The 15,742-nt window shown below is 60.4% G+C and carries 17 protein-coding genes; 13 read left to right on the top strand and 4 right to left on the bottom strand.

From position 1 onward, the window contains the following. From arcA to AB8A50_RS19335, 10 genes are all read left to right on the top strand, one after another. A complete protein-coding gene (gene arcA / locus AB8A50_RS19380) occupies positions 1–1,254 on the top strand; it encodes an arginine deiminase (RefSeq protein WP_244528053.1) in 1,254 nt (417 codons plus the stop codon). A gap of 102 nt (positions 1,255–1,356) precedes the next feature. Then, positions 1,357–2,169, top strand: a complete 813-nt coding sequence (locus AB8A50_RS19375) for an outer membrane beta-barrel protein (RefSeq protein WP_439068658.1) — start codon at positions 1,357–1,359, stop codon at positions 2,167–2,169. 23 nt (positions 2,170–2,192) lie between these two features. Next, positions 2,193–2,441: a hypothetical protein gene (locus tag AB8A50_RS19370; protein WP_439065262.1), complete on the top strand. Its 249-nt coding sequence runs from the start codon at positions 2,193–2,195 to the stop codon at positions 2,439–2,441. Between the two features lie 10 nt (positions 2,442–2,451). Further along, positions 2,452–2,991 carry a Na+/H+ antiporter subunit E gene (locus tag AB8A50_RS19365; protein WP_439065261.1) on the top strand — a complete coding sequence of 180 codons (540 nt, stop codon included), beginning with the start codon at positions 2,452–2,454 and terminating at the stop codon, positions 2,989–2,991. Further along, a complete protein-coding gene (locus AB8A50_RS19360; RefSeq protein WP_089263539.1) occupies positions 2,984–3,259 on the top strand; it encodes a monovalent cation/H+ antiporter complex subunit F in 276 nt (91 codons plus the stop codon). Before AB8A50_RS19365 ends, AB8A50_RS19360 begins: the two co-directional genes overlap by 8 nt. A gap of 7 nt (positions 3,260–3,266) precedes the next feature. Next, a complete protein-coding gene (locus AB8A50_RS19355) occupies positions 3,267–3,560 on the top strand; it encodes a monovalent cation/H(+) antiporter subunit G (RefSeq protein WP_093757580.1) in 294 nt (97 codons plus the stop codon). After that, on the top strand, positions 3,557–4,498 hold the full coding sequence (locus AB8A50_RS19350; RefSeq protein ID WP_439078628.1) for a hydrogenase subunit MbhD domain-containing protein: 942 nt from the start codon (positions 3,557–3,559) through the stop codon (positions 4,496–4,498). Before AB8A50_RS19355 ends, AB8A50_RS19350 begins: the two co-directional genes overlap by 4 nt. Next, positions 4,495–4,827, top strand: coding sequence for an NADH-quinone oxidoreductase subunit K (locus tag AB8A50_RS19345; protein WP_439078627.1), 333 nt, complete (start codon positions 4,495–4,497; stop codon positions 4,825–4,827). The genes AB8A50_RS19350 and AB8A50_RS19345 overlap by 4 nt, the downstream gene beginning before the upstream one ends. Continuing rightward, the gene (locus AB8A50_RS19340; RefSeq protein ID WP_439078626.1) at positions 4,827–6,350 is read left to right on the top strand and encodes a complex I subunit 5 family protein; all 1,524 of its coding nucleotides are present in this window, start codon (positions 4,827–4,829) and stop codon (positions 6,348–6,350) included. Before AB8A50_RS19345 ends, AB8A50_RS19340 begins: the two co-directional genes overlap by 1 nt. 14 nt (positions 6,351–6,364) lie before the next feature. Further along, positions 6,365–7,978 (top strand): proton-conducting transporter transmembrane domain-containing protein, encoded by a 1,614-nt coding sequence (locus AB8A50_RS19335; protein WP_439078625.1) that lies wholly within the window; start codon positions 6,365–6,367, stop codon positions 7,976–7,978. 41 nt (positions 7,979–8,019) lie between these two features. Here AB8A50_RS19335 and AB8A50_RS19330 read toward each other — a convergent pair whose 3' ends face one another. Then, on the bottom strand, positions 8,020–8,553 hold the full coding sequence (locus AB8A50_RS19330; RefSeq protein ID WP_231078843.1) for a TerB family tellurite resistance protein: 534 nt from the start codon (positions 8,551–8,553) through the stop codon (positions 8,020–8,022). Between the two features lie 244 nt (positions 8,554–8,797). On the opposite strand from AB8A50_RS19330, the gene AB8A50_RS19325 reads away from it, so the two are divergent. Then, positions 8,798–9,373 (top strand): DUF992 domain-containing protein, encoded by a 576-nt coding sequence (locus AB8A50_RS19325; protein WP_439078624.1) that lies wholly within the window; start codon positions 8,798–8,800, stop codon positions 9,371–9,373. A 25-nt stretch (positions 9,374–9,398) separates the two neighbouring features. Here AB8A50_RS19325 and AB8A50_RS19320 read toward each other — a convergent pair whose 3' ends face one another. Both AB8A50_RS19320 and AB8A50_RS19315 read right to left on the bottom strand, forming a co-directional pair. Continuing rightward, positions 9,399–10,841: an alpha/beta hydrolase gene (locus AB8A50_RS19320; RefSeq protein ID WP_439080002.1), complete on the bottom strand. Its 1,443-nt coding sequence runs from the start codon at positions 10,839–10,841 to the stop codon at positions 9,399–9,401. A 207-nt stretch (positions 10,842–11,048) separates the two neighbouring features. Further along, the gene (locus AB8A50_RS19315; protein WP_439078623.1) at positions 11,049–11,252 is read right to left on the bottom strand and encodes a DUF6894 family protein; all 204 of its coding nucleotides are present in this window, start codon (positions 11,250–11,252) and stop codon (positions 11,049–11,051) included. Between the two features lie 61 nt (positions 11,253–11,313). Here AB8A50_RS19315 and AB8A50_RS19310 point away from each other — a divergent pair, with 61 nt between their 5' ends. After that, the gene (locus tag AB8A50_RS19310; RefSeq protein ID WP_439078622.1) at positions 11,314–11,781 is read left to right on the top strand and encodes a hypothetical protein; all 468 of its coding nucleotides are present in this window, start codon (positions 11,314–11,316) and stop codon (positions 11,779–11,781) included. 96 nt (positions 11,782–11,877) lie between these two features. After that, entirely contained in the window at positions 11,878–12,096 is a 219-nt protein-coding gene (locus AB8A50_RS19305) for a DUF3551 domain-containing protein (RefSeq protein ID WP_089263548.1), read from the top strand. Positions 12,097–12,497: 401 nt separating this feature from the next. On the opposite strand, the gene AB8A50_RS19300 is transcribed toward AB8A50_RS19305, so the two are convergent. Further along, positions 12,498–15,488, bottom strand: coding sequence for an autotransporter family protein (locus AB8A50_RS19300; RefSeq protein WP_439078621.1), 2,991 nt, complete (start codon positions 15,486–15,488; stop codon positions 12,498–12,500). Positions 15,489–15,742 lie beyond the last annotated feature (254 nt).

The raw sequence follows: 15,742 nt of genomic DNA, 5'->3' as shown, positions 1-15,742 counted from the left end.
ATGGCCAGCGCAAAAAAAGTCCCGTTTGGTGTGCACTCTGAAGTTGGCCAGCTGCGCAAGGTCCTGGTCTGTGCCCCGGGTCTTGCCCATACACGCCTGACCCCGTCCAACTGCGATCAGTTGCTGTTCGACGATGTGCTCTGGGTTGACAATGCGAAGCGCGACCACTTCGATTTCGTCACCAAAATGCGGGACCGCGGCGTCGATGTCGTTGAGATGCATAACCTGCTCGCCGAGACGCTGGCAGTCCCGGAGGGCAAGGCCTGGATCCTCGACAATCAGGTCGTGCCGAACCAGGTTGGCCTTGGCTTCATCGACGAGCTCAAAAGCTACCTGTCCGGGCTGGACAACCGAAAGCTCGCGGAAACGCTGATCGGTGGCCTGTCGACCCATGACTTTCCCGAAGCACATGGGGGCGCGGCACTCAGGATGGTGAAGGAGGCCGCGGGGGCGACTGAATACCTTCTCCCGCCACTGCCGAACACGCTCTATACGCGCGACACGACCTGCTGGATCTATGGCGGTGTCACTCTCAACGCGCTGTACTGGCCGGCGCGACACGAGGAAACGATCCTCACCACAGCGATCTACAAGTTTCATCCCGATTTTGCCGGCAACGTCAATGTCTGGTGGGGCGACCCGACAGAGGACCATGGACTGGCTACGCTGGAAGGCGGCGATGTGATGCCCATCGGCAAGGGGGTCGTGCTGATCGGCATGAGCGAACGCACCTCACGCCAAGCGATCAGCCAACTTGCCGCGACCCTCTTTAAAAAGAAGGCCGCGGAGCGCGTCATCGTTGCGGCAATGCCCAAGATCCGCGCGGCGATGCATCTCGATACTGTTTTCACATTCGCCGACCGCGACTGCGTGCTGCTCGCGCCTGACTTTATGAACCAGACACGTACCTATTCCTATCGCCCGAGCGATCATCCGAGCGGTGTCGAGTTGCATGCCGAGAAGAAGTCGTTTGTCGGCGTTGTCGAGGAAGCATTGGGTCTCAAGAAGCTCCGCGTGGTCGAAGCCGGTGGCAGTGATTACCAGCGCGAACGGACCCAATGGGATAGCGGCGCCAATCTCGTTTGCGCATCGCCAGGTGTCGTCTACGCCTACGACCGCAACACTTACACCAACACGTTGCTCCGCAAGGAAGGCATCGAGGTGATTACGATCGTCGGCGCCGAACTCGGTCGTGGCCGTGGTGGTGGTCACTGTATGACCTGCCCGATCATCCGCGATGCCGTGGATTACTAACGCAATCGACCATTCTCTGCTCGGGGGAGCGAGATCGTGGGACTGTTAATACCGAAACCAGCACCATCGACCGACGGAGAGTAATTGTCTGGGGAGTGTGCAATGCGTGGATCCAGAATTGTCCTGGCAGCAACAAGCTTCCTTTATGCCAGCGGGGCAGTAGCTGCCGACATAGATCTGACCGAGCTCAGAAAGGTCGAGTACACGTCGATGAGCCCGACGTGGAGCGTTGTTGGATCCCTATCGCCCACCTACACGGCCAATGCCCTGTTTTCGCGCGACGACCGGCGGGGGGATTTTTACTATGAGCCCGATGTGAGCTTGCGGCTGGACGGCAAACTTGCGCCGGACCTGTCCTACCGTATTTTTGCACGTGCTCAGTTCGAAGCATTTTCCAGGGAGCATGACGGCAATGCCGCCATTGCGCGTCTGGGCGCGCGGCTGACGAAGAATCTGTATGGCTGGAGAATAAGCGCCACCTACGAAAACAGATATGACTACGACGGCGTGTTTCGCGATCTCGCCTTCACCTCCCACGATGTCACCGGCGCTATCGCGCGCGATTTCAGCATCGACAATGTCACGCTCTCGCCGCTCCTCCAGCTCACTTATCGTTTCTCCGATCTCGCTGAGGCCAGGCGCTGGCGTGCTGATGCGCTGCTTGGCATCGAGGTCGAGCTGAATTCGAAATGGTCGATCGTCAGCACGCCTTTCATCGAAGCGTTCTGGTTTACAGACGGCTTGAACCGCGACCGGCAGGACCAGATCTATTCGGCGTCTCTCGGCCTGAAATACAACATCGCCAGCAACGTATCGCTCACCACGAACGTCATCTACGAGGCGCGAAACTCAAACGTGGCGCTGCGTCACTATAGAGACTGGCTGATCGGCCCACGGCTCGACTTCGCGTTTTAGCGATCAGGACACAAGAGGCGATCATGCGGAATTCGATTGTGGCAGCAGGTACCGCTATTCTCTTCATCTGTACGGCGTTCGCCGCCAGTGCGGAGCCACGCGACTCCGTCGAGCGCGGCGACCGGATGGACCGGGATGCTTTGCGGGACGATGTGCGCATCGATCGTCTGAAGATTCCGCAGCACCCGATCGTCGTCGAGGAGCCGCAGCAACCCGTTTACAACACGAAGAGCAAGCAGAAATCAAAGCGGAGCTCGGACAGCAGTCGTTAGGGTGGCTTCAATGAATTTGATCAAGGCCGGCAATATTGGCGAGGCGAGTCCGGCGAGGTGGTCGGATGCCATCGGCAGTGCCGTGATCCGCGCTATCGGTTTCTTCGGCTTCTGGCTGGCGCTGACGCGCGGAGATCCCGGCGATGTGGGCCCCGGTCTGATTGCAGCTGCCGCAGCGACTTGGGCAAGCCTCAAGCTGCTGCCTGCCGAACAATGGGGCTTCCGTCCGGTCAAGTTTGCCGGATTCGTCCTGCACTTCCTCCGTCAGTCGATTGTCGCGGGAGCGGACGTTGCGCTGCGGGCGCTTCACCCACGACTGCCGCTGCAGCCAGGCTTCGTCACCTACCGGGCGCAGCAGCCGCCGGGCAGGAAGCGAAATACGTTTTGCGCGATCATGAGCCTGATGCCGGGCACGCTTCCGTGCGGGACCTCGATTGACGGCAGCCTGGCCATTCATTGCCTCGATGTGACGCAGCCCGTCGTCGAACAATTGTCGATGGAGGAAACTCTGTGCATGCGGGCGCTCGGAGGCGCAAGATCCGATGCCTAGCCTGCTGTTGGGTGCTTCGGTCTTTGTGCTGCTGACGGTGGCGCTGGGCCTGTTCGCCATTCTTCGGCGATCGGCCGATGTGGACCGCCTGATGGCCGTCCAACTGCTGGGCACGGGAGGAGTCGCCATCCTCCTTCTGCTCGCGGTCGCAACCGAGACGCCGCCTGTCATGGATGTTGCTGTGATGCTCGCGCTGTTCGCGGCGTTTGCGGCCGTCGCATTCGTCAGAGACGCGTCCGGCGCGTCATCCGAGGCCAGAGGGGAGTGAGGGGCGCATGAGCCTCGTCATGGATATCCTGACCATTTGCGCGGTCTCCGCAGGAGCGCTGTTCTTCCTTGCGGGCACGGTGGGTCTGTTGCGTTTCCCAGATACGCTGACGCGTCTGCACGCGCTGACCAAGGTTGATAATCTCGGTCTTGGCCTGATCGTTCTGGGCTTGCTGCCGCAGACGAGTAGCCTGCTGTTCGCGGTCAAATTGGTGATCGTCTGGCTGCTCGTCCAGCTGTCCGGGGCGGTCGTCACCCAATTGATCGCCGGTGCGGTACGCCACCACGGAGCAGACGGATGAGCATCGCCTCCGTCTTCGATATTGCTCTCGTTGCGCTGATCCTGACGATCGGTGCTTCAGCCATCCTTGTGCGCACGGCATTCGCTGCAGTTGTCATGTTCGTCGTCTATGGGCTGCTTCTGTCCATGGCATGGGTCCGGCTCCACGCCGTTGATGTGGCGCTGACAGAGGCCGCGATCGGCGGCGGCATGACCGGCTTGTTGCTGCTCGGCGCCGTCGCGCGGTCCCGCTCCGTGAATGTCCATGGTCCGCGGATTTCGCGGCCGGCGCGCCTTGCCACCTGTGCATTGTGCGCGTTGATCGTCGCGGGTCTTGCCATTGCCATCCTCCATCCGCCGGAGGCTATTCCGACACTCGCGCCCACCGTGATGGAAAACCTGCCGCCGAGTGGTCTCGGCAACCCCGTTGCCGGCGTACTGTTCGTGTTCCGGGCACTCGACACGCTGCTCGAAAAGGTGGTCCTGCTGCTCGCTTTGCTCGGGGTCTGGTCGCTGGCGTCAGATCATGCCTGGGGTGGAACGCCAGGTTTGCAGGTTTACGCACGGCCCGATCCCACGCTGATCTTTCTGGCTCAGCTTTTGCCGCCGGTGGGCATCGTGTTCGGAATCTATATGTGCTGGGTCGGAGCGAAGGGCCCTGGCGGCGCCTTTCAGGGCGGCACGGTGCTGGCCGCGATGTGGCTCCTTGTCATTGTCGCGGGATTACAGCGGGCCCCTGCGATCGGTCGGCTCTGGCTACGTGGTCTGCTCGTCACCGGACCGGTGCTGTTCCTTGTCATTGGCCTTGCTGGATGGGTATTTGCCGACGCATTTCTGGCTTACCCGGCGGGCTACGCCAAACCGCTGATTGTCGCCGTGGAAGCCGCTCTCACGCTGTCGATCGCTGTGGCGCTTGGCATGCTGGCCGCAGGACCGTCGGTACGGGCACCACAGCAATGAACGCGGCAACGCTGTTCGGCTTGTGTGGCGCAACACTGGTGGGCATCGGACTGTACGGGTTCATCACGAATCCCGAACCGCTACGCAAGATCCTTGCATTCAATTTGCTTGGGAGTGGTGTGTTTCTGCTGTTCGGTGTGATCGCCAGGCGGGGGGCAGCGGCCGGGCTCGGCGGTGACCCGGTCCCTCAGGCGATGGTGATCACCGCGATTGTCGTCGCCTTCGCGGCGACGGCCATGGCCATCGCGCTGGTGCAGCGTCTTGGCGATGAGACCGACCGCGCCTCGATCGGTTCCGACAGTTCTGAAACCGGCGAGGAAAAATCCTGATGCCGGCTGCAACCGCGCTTGAGGCGACGACTGCCGACGGGGCGCTTCTTGTTCTGGCCATCGTATTGCCGGTTGTCGGCATCCTGTTGTCGTTTGTCCTTGGCGGGCGGCACGTCGGAAGAATTGCCGCGCTTCTGTTGCCCGCCGGTCTCGGCGTGGCATGCATTGTCTTTCTGAAAGTATGGCAAAGCGAAACGTCGCTGAGCTACATTGTGGGTAATTGGCAGCCACCGCTGGGCATCACGCTGCGCGCAGACGGACTTTCAGTCGCGATGATGGTGGCAATGGCCATCGTGATCTGCCTCATTGGCGTGTTCGCGCATGCGAGTTTCGGCAGTCGCGCAGCGTCCGTTGAAACCCGCGCGCCGTTGGTGTTCTGGGTCATGCTCATGGCGATCTCGGGCGCGATGAACATGATCTTTCTCGGCGGCGATCTGTTCACACTTTACGTTGCGCTCGAACTGCTGACTTTCGCTGCGGTGCCGCTGGTCTGTCTCGATGGCCGCGCAGAGACCTTGCAGGCGGCATTGCGCTATCTGCTCTTCGCGCTGCTGGGCTCGATCCTCTATCTGGTCGGAACGGCCTTGCTGTATGGCAGCTATGGGACCCTCGACATCGTCCTGATGTCGCAGCGCGTGCGTCTTGAATCGGCGACGCTCGCTGCCGCGACGCTGATGACGGTGGGGCTGTTCGCCAAGACCGCGCTCTTTCCACTGCATCTCTGGCTTCCGCCGGCGCATGCCGGCGCACCGGCGGCGGCCAGCGCGGTTCTGTCGGCAGTCGTGGTGAAGGGATCATTCTTTCTCGTCGTGCGGCTCTGGTTCGATGCCATGCCGGGACTCTTGAGTGTGGCCGGCGGCCAACTCATTGGGGCACTGGGGGCGTCGGCGATCATATGCGGCAACATTGTCGCGCTCCGACAGAAGCGGCTCAAGCTGCTGATCGCCTATTCGACGGTCGCGCAGATCGGCTATCTGTTTCTGATGTTTCCGCTCGCTGCCGACCCGTTGCATCTCCAGTATGGCGATGCCCTGACGGGCGGCATGCTTCAGGCCATCTCGCACGCCACCGCCAAGGCAGCCATGTTCATGGCGGCCGGACTTGTCTATGCCGCGCTTGGGCACGACCAGATCTCGGAGCTTGGCGGGATCGCGCGCGCACTTCCCATGACGATGTTTGCCTTTGGCCTCGGTGGCCTATGCCTCATCGGCTTGCCGCCAACGGGTGGTTTTCTGGCAAAGTGGCTCTTGCTGGAGGCGACGATTGCAACGGCGCAGTGGTGGTGGGCAATCGTGATCATCGCAGGAGGGCTGCTCACGAGCGCATATACCTTCATCGTGCTGTCGCGTGCGATGGGAGCGCCGAGCGCGCCGCTGACATTGCACACCGCGGTGCCGAAGTATCAGGAAGTGGCGGTGCTGGGGCTAGCATTGCTCTCGGTTCTGCTGGGGTTCGTGGCGCTCGGTCCGATCGATGTATTGCAAGTTGGTCGTCCGGAGGCGCCGATGGCTTGGCTGCGATGATAGAGGCCTATCCCTTGCTGGCTTTCGCCTTGCTCTTTCCGCTCGGGATGCTGCTGGCTTGCCTCTGGCCAATGGCATTGCTGCGAATGCCTTCGTATCTGGCGTTTGCTCCGATTCCTGCATTTGTGGCCGTGCTCCTTGTCTCCGACGATTCCCCGCTTGTCGTCGGCCCGGCCCGCCTGCATTTGACTTTTGCTCTTGATCTTCCCGGGGCACTGCTACTCGGCGTTGCTGCGCTGCTGTGGATCATGGCCGGGGCTTATGCGTCACCGTATCTGCAGGGCAGGCCGAACCGCGGGCGGTTCGCCGTGTGCTGGCTCACCGCACTGACGGGTTGCATCGGTGTCTTTCTCGCTGCCGACATGGTGGGTTTCTATTTGTTTTTGGCGATGCTGACGCTCGGTGCCTGCGGCCTCATCATCCAGCACGAAACAGCCGATGCGTGGCGGGCCGGCGCGCTCTATATCGGCCTTGGACTGCTGGCGGAGACATTGCTGCTCATCGCCTTCGTGCTGCTCGCGATGGACATTCCCGGCGATGGGCTGTTGATCGGCGATGCCGCCGCCGCACTCCCGACGTCGCCGCACCGCGACCTGATCATCGGCCTGTTGATCGCAGGTTTTGGCATGAAGGCAGGCCTTGTTCCGTTTCATGTCTGGATGCCGCGGGCATATGCGGCAGCGCCGACGCCGGCAGCCGCAGTGCTGAGTGGCGCAGCCGTCAAGGCAAGCATCCTTGGAATGATCCGCTTTCTCCCCCTCGATATAGCATTGCCCCATGCAGGGACGTTACTCGCGGCTGCCGGCCTGTTCGCGGCGCTTTACGGGGTGGTGATTGGAATGACGCAACGCAGGCCCAAGGTGGTGCTGGCCTATTCCAGCGTCAGCCAGATGGGATTCATCGTGGCCGTCATCGGTATGGGCATGATCGCCGGAGATGGTCGCGCTGCACTGGCGGCGATCTTCTATTCTGCGAACCACGTTCTGGTCAAAGGCGCGCTGTTTCTCTCCGTCGGCGTGATCGCCGCGACCGGTCGCCGATATCTGTTGCCCATCCTTCTCCCTGTGGCGATCATTGCCGTCGGCCTTGGCGGTCTCCCGCTGACCGGCGGTGCCCTGGCAAAAATCGTGGTCGACGGACCGCTCGGGGACGGAGCCGCCAACACGGTTGCAACGCTGTCTGCTGTCGGCACGACGCTGCTCATGCTGCAGTTCGTGCGAGGCCTGGTGACGACGGCATCAACGGAATACGAGGCGACAGCGGCGCCGAGCTTGTTCTGGCCATGGCTGTCGACCGCCGTAGCGTCGCTCATCGTACCATGGGCGCTATTCCTCGCGGTCCCCGAAGGAATGTTGCCCAATCCTTTGGCGCCCGAACTGCTATGGAAAGCCCTGCTTCCAGTTTTGTTGGGGGCCATACTGGCCGGAGTGCTGTGGCGCTGGGTGCGACGGCTGCCCCATATTCCCGAGGGGGATATCGTCGTCGTTCTGGACAGGTGTGTGAAGATCGCTCCAGCCTGGGGCAGGACCATCGAGCAAGCGGAAGGCACGCTTCGCCAATGGCATGTGGCTGGAATTTCACTGCTCGCACTGACAGTGGCTCTCGGAGCGGCACTGTTGGCCCAGTGATCATGCCGAAGATCGGCATCTCTAGGATGCACCTGATCGCGTCAGGCTGACATCGCGGCCAAATTCTTTATGCGAGCGACGACGTGCTGTCGAAGTTCGACACGCTGCCGGGACGATACACCCAGAAGGTCTGCCGCACGCCAGATCAGATTCTCTTCAAATTCGTTGACCCGCTGATCCGCGTAAACGGTCTCCCACATGAGTTGAACGATCCGTCGACGTCCATCGTCATCGAGGAACTCGTTGAGTTGCCGGGTAAAGCGATAAAGATCGACCGCGCTACGAGCGACTGCATCTGCATCAACGAGAAGCTGAACCGTAGCCGCGTCATCCAGCCCATAATGCGATCTGAAAATGGCATGCAATCTGACGCGCCTGATATCCGATAGCTCGCTATCGACGGTGGCAACGCGGATGAGCAATGCCGCGGTCACGATGAGAAGCTCTCTCTGCTCGACGTTTTTCCGTTGATTGGCGTCTTCCATCGCACGCGAGATGAACGCCTTGATTGATCCAAACATCACCCGACCATTCTCTTCAGAGACAACGACGACGGCGCTCTTGCGGCCGGCCATCCGGGCCCGCGATATCTGGGAAGTTTCAGGAGCGGTCGCCTGAGCTGAAGATGGCGTTTGTCCATCGGCGCCGCCACTTTCTTACCGAATTTTAAAGTTTCCGGATTCGGCCAAAAGCGAGGCAAAGCAGCCGTAGTTGTGGCGCTCCGGCCTCTGCGCATGACCTGGAATTTTCCGCGGGGACAGGCGTTGCTGCGCGTACCTGAATCCAGATCAATGTTCCCCGGCAATCCGGGTACTCATCATGACCTCTTCAGGGTTTTTCCCGATTAACTATTACGTGCTGACGGCTAGCCTCGTCCGGCAGAAGCCTGGTTATTTTGTCGCGGTTTCGAGAGGGAAGCAAATGTTCAGCATTCGCATATTGACCGTGGCATGCGCCTTCCTGATCCCGCAGATGCTATCCGCACCGGCTCACGCGCAACAGCTTTTCCGCGTCGGCGGACTGACATGCAGCACCGGTCCGAGAGTCGGGCTGGTTCTAGGCTCACGCCAGGAGATGCAATGTGTCTTCCTGTCGACCGTGGCTGCGCGGCAATATAGTTACAGGGGCACGATCAGGCGGGTTGGCCTCGATGTTGGCGTAACCCGAGGAGGGACACTGTTCTGGGGCGTCTTTGCGCGGAACAGTAATATCGGCCGCGGCACATTGAGAGGCAGCTATGTCGGGGCAAGCGGAAATGTTGCCATCGGCCTGGGTCTTGGCGCCAATGTCCTCGTCGGCGGATCCCGCCGTACGATCACGCTGCAGCCGCTCTCTGTCGAGGGCCAGATCGGATTGAATCTGGCACTAGGCATATCCAATCTCGTTCTTCGATAGTCGGCATTTATCATCGGTCATCGCTTTATCGGGCAGGTTGGGCGGTCTTTGCGGGGGTGAGAATGCTCTCACCGATCCGGCCGACCATATAGGGGAAGAACGGGTTTGATGACGCCCGCATCAGCGAGTCGAGGCTGGCGATCAGCACATTGCGTTCGCCGCGCGGCGCCAGGGTACCGAGGTTCTCGCCAAAATCCTCGGACTTGTCCGGCTCCGCCCCATAGAGAGAATCGCTGACCGGAAATGGCAGCGCCACATGCGACAGCGAATAGAAGCCCCGTGGATAGTTCAGGCCGAGCGGGCGGGAATGCTCGTCGACGGTGCCGGCCTCGGTCACACGCTCGATCACGTCGTCATTATTGTCACCGGAATTGGTAATGATGGCGAGGCGGTAGCGCCGCGGGCCGGCGGGTACAATGCGCGCCAGCGCGGTGTCGGTGCTGGTGCGCAGCAGAGGGCCAAATCGGGCGGTGCGGTTGACGTCGAACAGAACGAGTTCGCTCCCATTGGCCGGCAGATGGGCATAGAGATCGGAGACGATGGCCCGCGTGCTGACGGTGAAATCCATCAGCGACTGGAATGTCAGGATGGGTGGAAACCGGCTCAGTCTGCCTTCGCTCGCATAGCGCGCGAGCCTCCGTTGCAGAGCCCTGGTCAGAAGATGCGATTGACGCGCGCCATTCACCGGAAATGAATTGTACTTGAAGGGATTGAACTCCGGAACGACGTCGAGCCAAGCGGCCTTGGCGAAGGCGGGCAGAATTGCCGGAAATCCCGCAAGGCCGGCGAACCGTGCAAAACTAGTGATGCCGACCATCGGTGAGATCAGTATCAGGCGGTCGGGTCGCGACAGTTTTTCGTCGTCGATGGCATCCAGCGCATACATGATGGCCAGCGCGCCGCCATTGGAAAATCCCACCAGATGCAGCGGCACGGGCGAATTCACACGCTTCTTCACTTCCCGCACTGCGAGCCGCGTGGCAGCCATCCAGTCTTCCCACGCGACGTCGGTCAGCGCGGCCGGAACCGTGCCGTGCGCCGGCAGCCTTGGGACGATCGCCAGGAAGCCTTGATCGCGGTAGAAGCGCGCAATATGGCGCTGGCTGTAGGGGGAATCCGTCAGGCCATGAAGAAGCACGACCGCTCCGATCGGCTTCCCCTTCGGTTCCAGCACAAAGGATCGGTTGAAGTCCTGCACGAAATGCGGAGGATAGACCGGGCTGCCTTCGAAATACCGATTGGGTGGCACACGTTCTGTCGCATCGAGCTTCTGCGATACCTCGCGCTGGACTTCGTCGAAAAGCTCCGCCTCAGCCGCCATATATTGCGCCCAGTCGGCAGTATCCAGCTTGCTCGCATGGAGCTCATGCGGAACGTAGGTATGCCATGTCTCGAGTGGCAGGCCGCGCTGCGAATCGTAGATGCGGACAGCGAAGACCGTCATCAGCGCGATGCCGACAAACGCCATCAGGATCTTTGCAAATCTGAAGATTCTGGCCCGCACGACCGAACCCCGTAAATGACGACGTGGTGCAGGATAGTCCGGAAAATTTGAAGCGCGACAGGAGATATAGGGGAAAGCACCTGAGCGGGTATCGGGCTTTACCCTGATACTCGGCAACTTCTTCGGCGACGTCCCGATCCGCCTATGCGACGACAGCCATATGCGAAGCCGTCAGTTGGCCCGGCATCTGAAGATTCGGTTGCCGTTCTCGTCGAGAACGAACACAAGATGGGCCCTGCAAAGCGCACCGGCCTTGCTCAATTCCGTAGCAAGGGCGCGCGCTTGCGTGATCGCAAGTTTCGGATTTGAAAGGCGGCTTCCGACCTCATCTGGAAAAACTTTCGGCCCGTCCAGAATATGGAAAAAGTATCGCATCGCGCTCCAATAATTCGGAAGAGCCGCGTGTCCCAGTGAATAATTAGTAAGGCGCTGACACATGCGATGGCGCGTCATGTGCACCGACCAAGGGTTTTCCCCGATAGCCATTGTTCTGGATGTGCATTTCAAATCGGAACGCGTGCGGGGGCCACAGCATCAATTGTCAGGGAGTTACGCATGCGAAGGATCTCAGCCTTGCTCGTTCTACTCGCGCTGTCTGCAGTGGTTCCGCTGGCGGATGCGCTTGCCCAAAGCGCAGCAGGACGCGGCGCTGTGTCCGGTGCCATCATTGGCGGCGCCGTCGGCGGCCGACGCGGTGCGGCTATTGGCGCTGCCACCGGAGCGGCCGTGGGGAGTCACAGGCGGCATTGGCATAACCGGTATTACTGGCGCCATGGTCGTTGCTGGGTCCGCACATCGAGCGGAAGATCCCACCCGGTATCGCATCGCTATTGCAGGTGAGCGATACGATTGCACCGTTGCGGCTGTGATAGCCATTCCAGCGCATCACGATCTTTCGCTGTGATCGCAGGGGTGATTCCGCGGCTCGGATCAGGTCAACACCCGATATCGTGATGCAATGGCGTCATCCATTATTCCGACGATTGAAAAGGAGGATGCGATGCAGAACCTGAAGAAGCGTTTCTTGTTGTCCCTGCTTGTTTCCACGATCGTGGCGAGCGCGAGCATGGTATTCGTCACCACGCAGAGCGAAGCCAAGGGGAGGGCGTGGTGCGCCAAATCACAGTCGCGGGGCACCGATTGTAGTTATGACACGATCGACCAATGCCGTGCAGCGGTCAGCGGAACAGGTGCCTCCTGTCGCAAGCGCGTCCGTTAAGGCGCCTTGTCGTCATTGAAATGGCGCTCCATTGAGCCGTAGCTGATCAATGGAGCCTCCATATACAAACGAAGCGGCGGCCTCCGACGGAGGCCGCGTAGGTCTGTGAGCCCTCCGCCCTGGTCGGCGACATCAGCGTTCTGCGTCACAGCAGAAGCGCGCGAAAATTAACTCGATCTTTGGTTGGACCTGCGTGATCGTCTCGCCGGCGATGGGAGGCGGAAATGCCCTCGAATGAGGAGGCGACCCTTGCCGGCGACATTTCCCCAGTAAACCAGCAACTCAGGCGGCGAGTGGTACTCCGCGATCTCATGGACAGTCTGGTCTCCGGGAGCGGAGCACAAACATCCATCGCCCTTCACTCATGATGAGTCGGACTCTCGGAGTCAGCCGTCGAATATTCACCAACTAAAATTGGCTCCAAACTTGCCGTTGTATGCGTAGCTCTTTCCTTCGAAGCGAGATTGATACGAAACACTGGCGAACAGAGTGGCATTCGAGGTCACCTGGCCGCTGACGCCGGCGTTCAATTCGCCCCACGTGCCGTTGAGTGTGGCTTGAAAAGGGGTGAAGCCGGTATCGGACGAAAACTCGGTCAGAGGATTTCCGCGAAATTCGTGCCAGAGGCTTGGGCGGATCCAAGCAGTTAAACGACGGCGGCTCGCATCATCACCGATGCTCCAATCACGCCCAATACGGGCGCCGATCCGGCTTGCTAACGAACCAACTTTGTCGAAGCGAACTTGGGCGCCGACGTCACGGCTGCCGGCGAGATCAATCGCCTGATAGGCGACCTGGACCTGCGGCTCGATGAAAAATCCGTGGCGCAAGTTGATAGGATAGCCTGCCTCGACTGATCCGCCGATACCCGCCCCGTCAGTGGTAAGCGAGGTTAGGCCACGATTGGCGTTGCTGGTCACGTCGTACCAGGTGCCCTGCAGCACAGTGTCGAAATACCAACCAGTCGCGCCAAAGTGAGTCCAGTAACCGCCGAGAGTGTAGCCCTTGACGTCACTTTCGCCGGTGATGCCGTCATAATGAGTAACTCGCCCGTAGGCCCCGCCGAGAGCAAAATATAAACCGAGATGATCCCGGCTGCCGTTGCTGTGTTCGCGGCGCACAAAGTCTTGGCCGGCCTGAAGGCCAAGGAAATTATATGTGTACTGCGGACCGGTGCCGTAAATGCCGCGCGCGTCCCCGTCGCGCCGCCCGGTCATGACGATAAAGCGGCCCCAGCCTCCGATGAAGGGCGCATCGGCGTTCGACTCAGTGCGTCCACCGACGTCCTCGCGGTCGCCCGTGCGCTCGTGCAACGTATCAAGGAGGTTCCGTCCATAGAGCAGGGCCATCGCAGGCACCGCAGCATAGAGGGAGGTCTCCGGCCGGAAGTTCGGCACCGGCGGTTGCGGTGCTGGACCCGGCGGCGACGGGCATACCGCTGCGTTGGGGGCGAGGCTACAATCGAGCGTCGAGCGGAGATACCACGCTTGCGAGTTGCTAGCATCTACACTGCTGCGATGGAGCGTATATTCGAAGGGGCCAGCCACGACCGGTCCGGCGAGCTTGAATGCAGCTGGCGCCGTCGTGCCGCCGTTGGTCGTGTCGACGACAAGGATGCCGTTGCCGACAGTCAGCTCACCGCCGCCACCTGCGTTTGTCACGCGCAACGACGTATCACCCGTTGCGGTCCCGCCGTTGATCGAGAGCCTGTCGGATGGCGCACCATCCGTGTCGAGGAACGTATTCAATCCGATGGTTCCGCCGACGCCCGCATAGTTGATGGCGCTCAGCGTCTTGAACGCCCCGCCCGACGGCGGTGCAAAATCGATCAAGCTCGACGTGTTGCTAAGATTGGAAACGTTGGAGTTGCCGGTCACCTTCCATGTCGTTGCATTTTGCAATGTCACATTTGACGTGCTTCCCGCGTCCGTCACCGCTGCGCCGGTAAGTGTCGAAGATGCTGCTATCAAGTTCAGCGTTCCATTGGCAACGACTTCCAGGAGATTCGGATTTCCGGCGAGTGAGGAGCCAAGCAATGTTGCATTCAGCGTCGTGCCGGAGGTCCGGATACCTGCGCCCTGGGCTGAACTGAGTGTGCTGTTTGAAATCTGCGCAATACTGACCCCCGTGTCGTAGGCAGAGGAGTACAGCGCGGCGCCGCCCGCACCGGAAACGGTCAGGGTGCTGTCGTTCAGCGCAAGGCTGCTTCCGCCGCGGACGCTAGCACCATGAGATCCAGTTCCGAATGTTCTGACTGTCACTCCGTTCGCAGTGAGAGTTGAGCCGGTTGGACTGGCAGAAGGCGTTGCGGCATCGTCGAGCAATATGAGTGCTGTCGGAACCGCCGGCGTGGCCGATAGAGTCGAAAGCAACCCGACCGAAAAAAGACCTGCCGCCGATGCGCCTGTGGTTGTGACCGTTCCGCCGTTCAAGATGAGCTGGCCACCAAATTGCGCGCTTGCGCCAATTCCGCTGGCCCCGCTCGTGACCACCGTGGCGTTGGTTGCAGTCAACGTACTTCCCAATGTCGCCAGCAGGCCGAACGATGAGGCTCCGGAGGTTGTGAACGTCCCTCCTGTGACTGCGACGGAGCCGGCATTGTCGGCCCTGGCTCCGTGCGAGTTGTCGCCAATCGTCGTGACCGCAAGATTGTCGAGTGTCATGCTTCCGTAAAACCCGTTGGCGCCGCTGGCCGTTGGGCCACTTGTACGGATAATGATATTTGCCGCATCAATCGTGGCGGTACTGTCGATGGTGATGAGGGCGTCGGCGCCGCTGCCGGTGGTTGTGATCGAGCCTCCATTGAGAGCGATATGCCCAGCTGCATTCGCCCGCGCTCCGTAGCCAGCGCCCCCGGTCGTGTTGATGGTCACGTTGGTCGCGCTTATCATCGCGTTGGCTTGGGTGGCAAAAAGACCATAGGCCATACTGCCAGCTGTCGTGACCGAAACGCCGGCAAGGTTTACGGTCCCACCCTGTGCCGCTTCGACGCCGTAGGCGTTGCTACCTGTCGTGAAGACGGTGGTGTCGGTCGCATTGACGATCGAGTTGATCCCCGTTGCGAACAGACCCACTCCGCCTCCGCCGGTGGTCGAAACGGACGAGCCGCTGAAGAGCGTGATACTGCCGCCGCTCTGCGCGTATGCCGCGTGGGAGGCTGAGCCCCCTGTGATCACACTCAGCGGGCTGAAGCTATCGATGATTCCATTGTTGAGTGCGTAGAGCCCGTAGCCTGCCGTGGGCGCCAACACGCCCGTGTTGATCGTTCCACTCGCGTTCTGCGTGGTGCCGTTCGCGACGACCTGCTGGGCATTTGCAGTGCAGCAATCCAGCAGATCTGATACTGAAATAACAACCAGACTGAGCGCGGTCGTCCCTAAGTATTTTCGCATGATGACTTCTCCGATCACCAGGCGGTCTTCGTTGGGCGACTTCGGCCTCAGCGAATCTCAGCCGAAAAATCAGAGAGGCAATCATCTCGATCGCTGCGCGTATTGCTATTGGGGGAAACCCTGAATATCGGGGCAATTAAAGATCGTGATCGTTATGACGACATCTCTAGTCGAGATCCGCCCCGGTCGGCATGACCTGCATCAGGGTCAGCCGACCAGACACCCATAGACCAGATCGGGATCGCAAGAAGAAT

This window comes from Tardiphaga sp. 841_E9_N1_2 (assembly GCF_051811065.1).
GTDB lineage: Bacteria > Pseudomonadota > Alphaproteobacteria > Rhizobiales > Xanthobacteraceae > Tardiphaga > Tardiphaga robiniae.
Note: the sequence above shows the minus strand (reverse complement) of the source record. Positions and strands in the feature narration are given on the sequence as shown.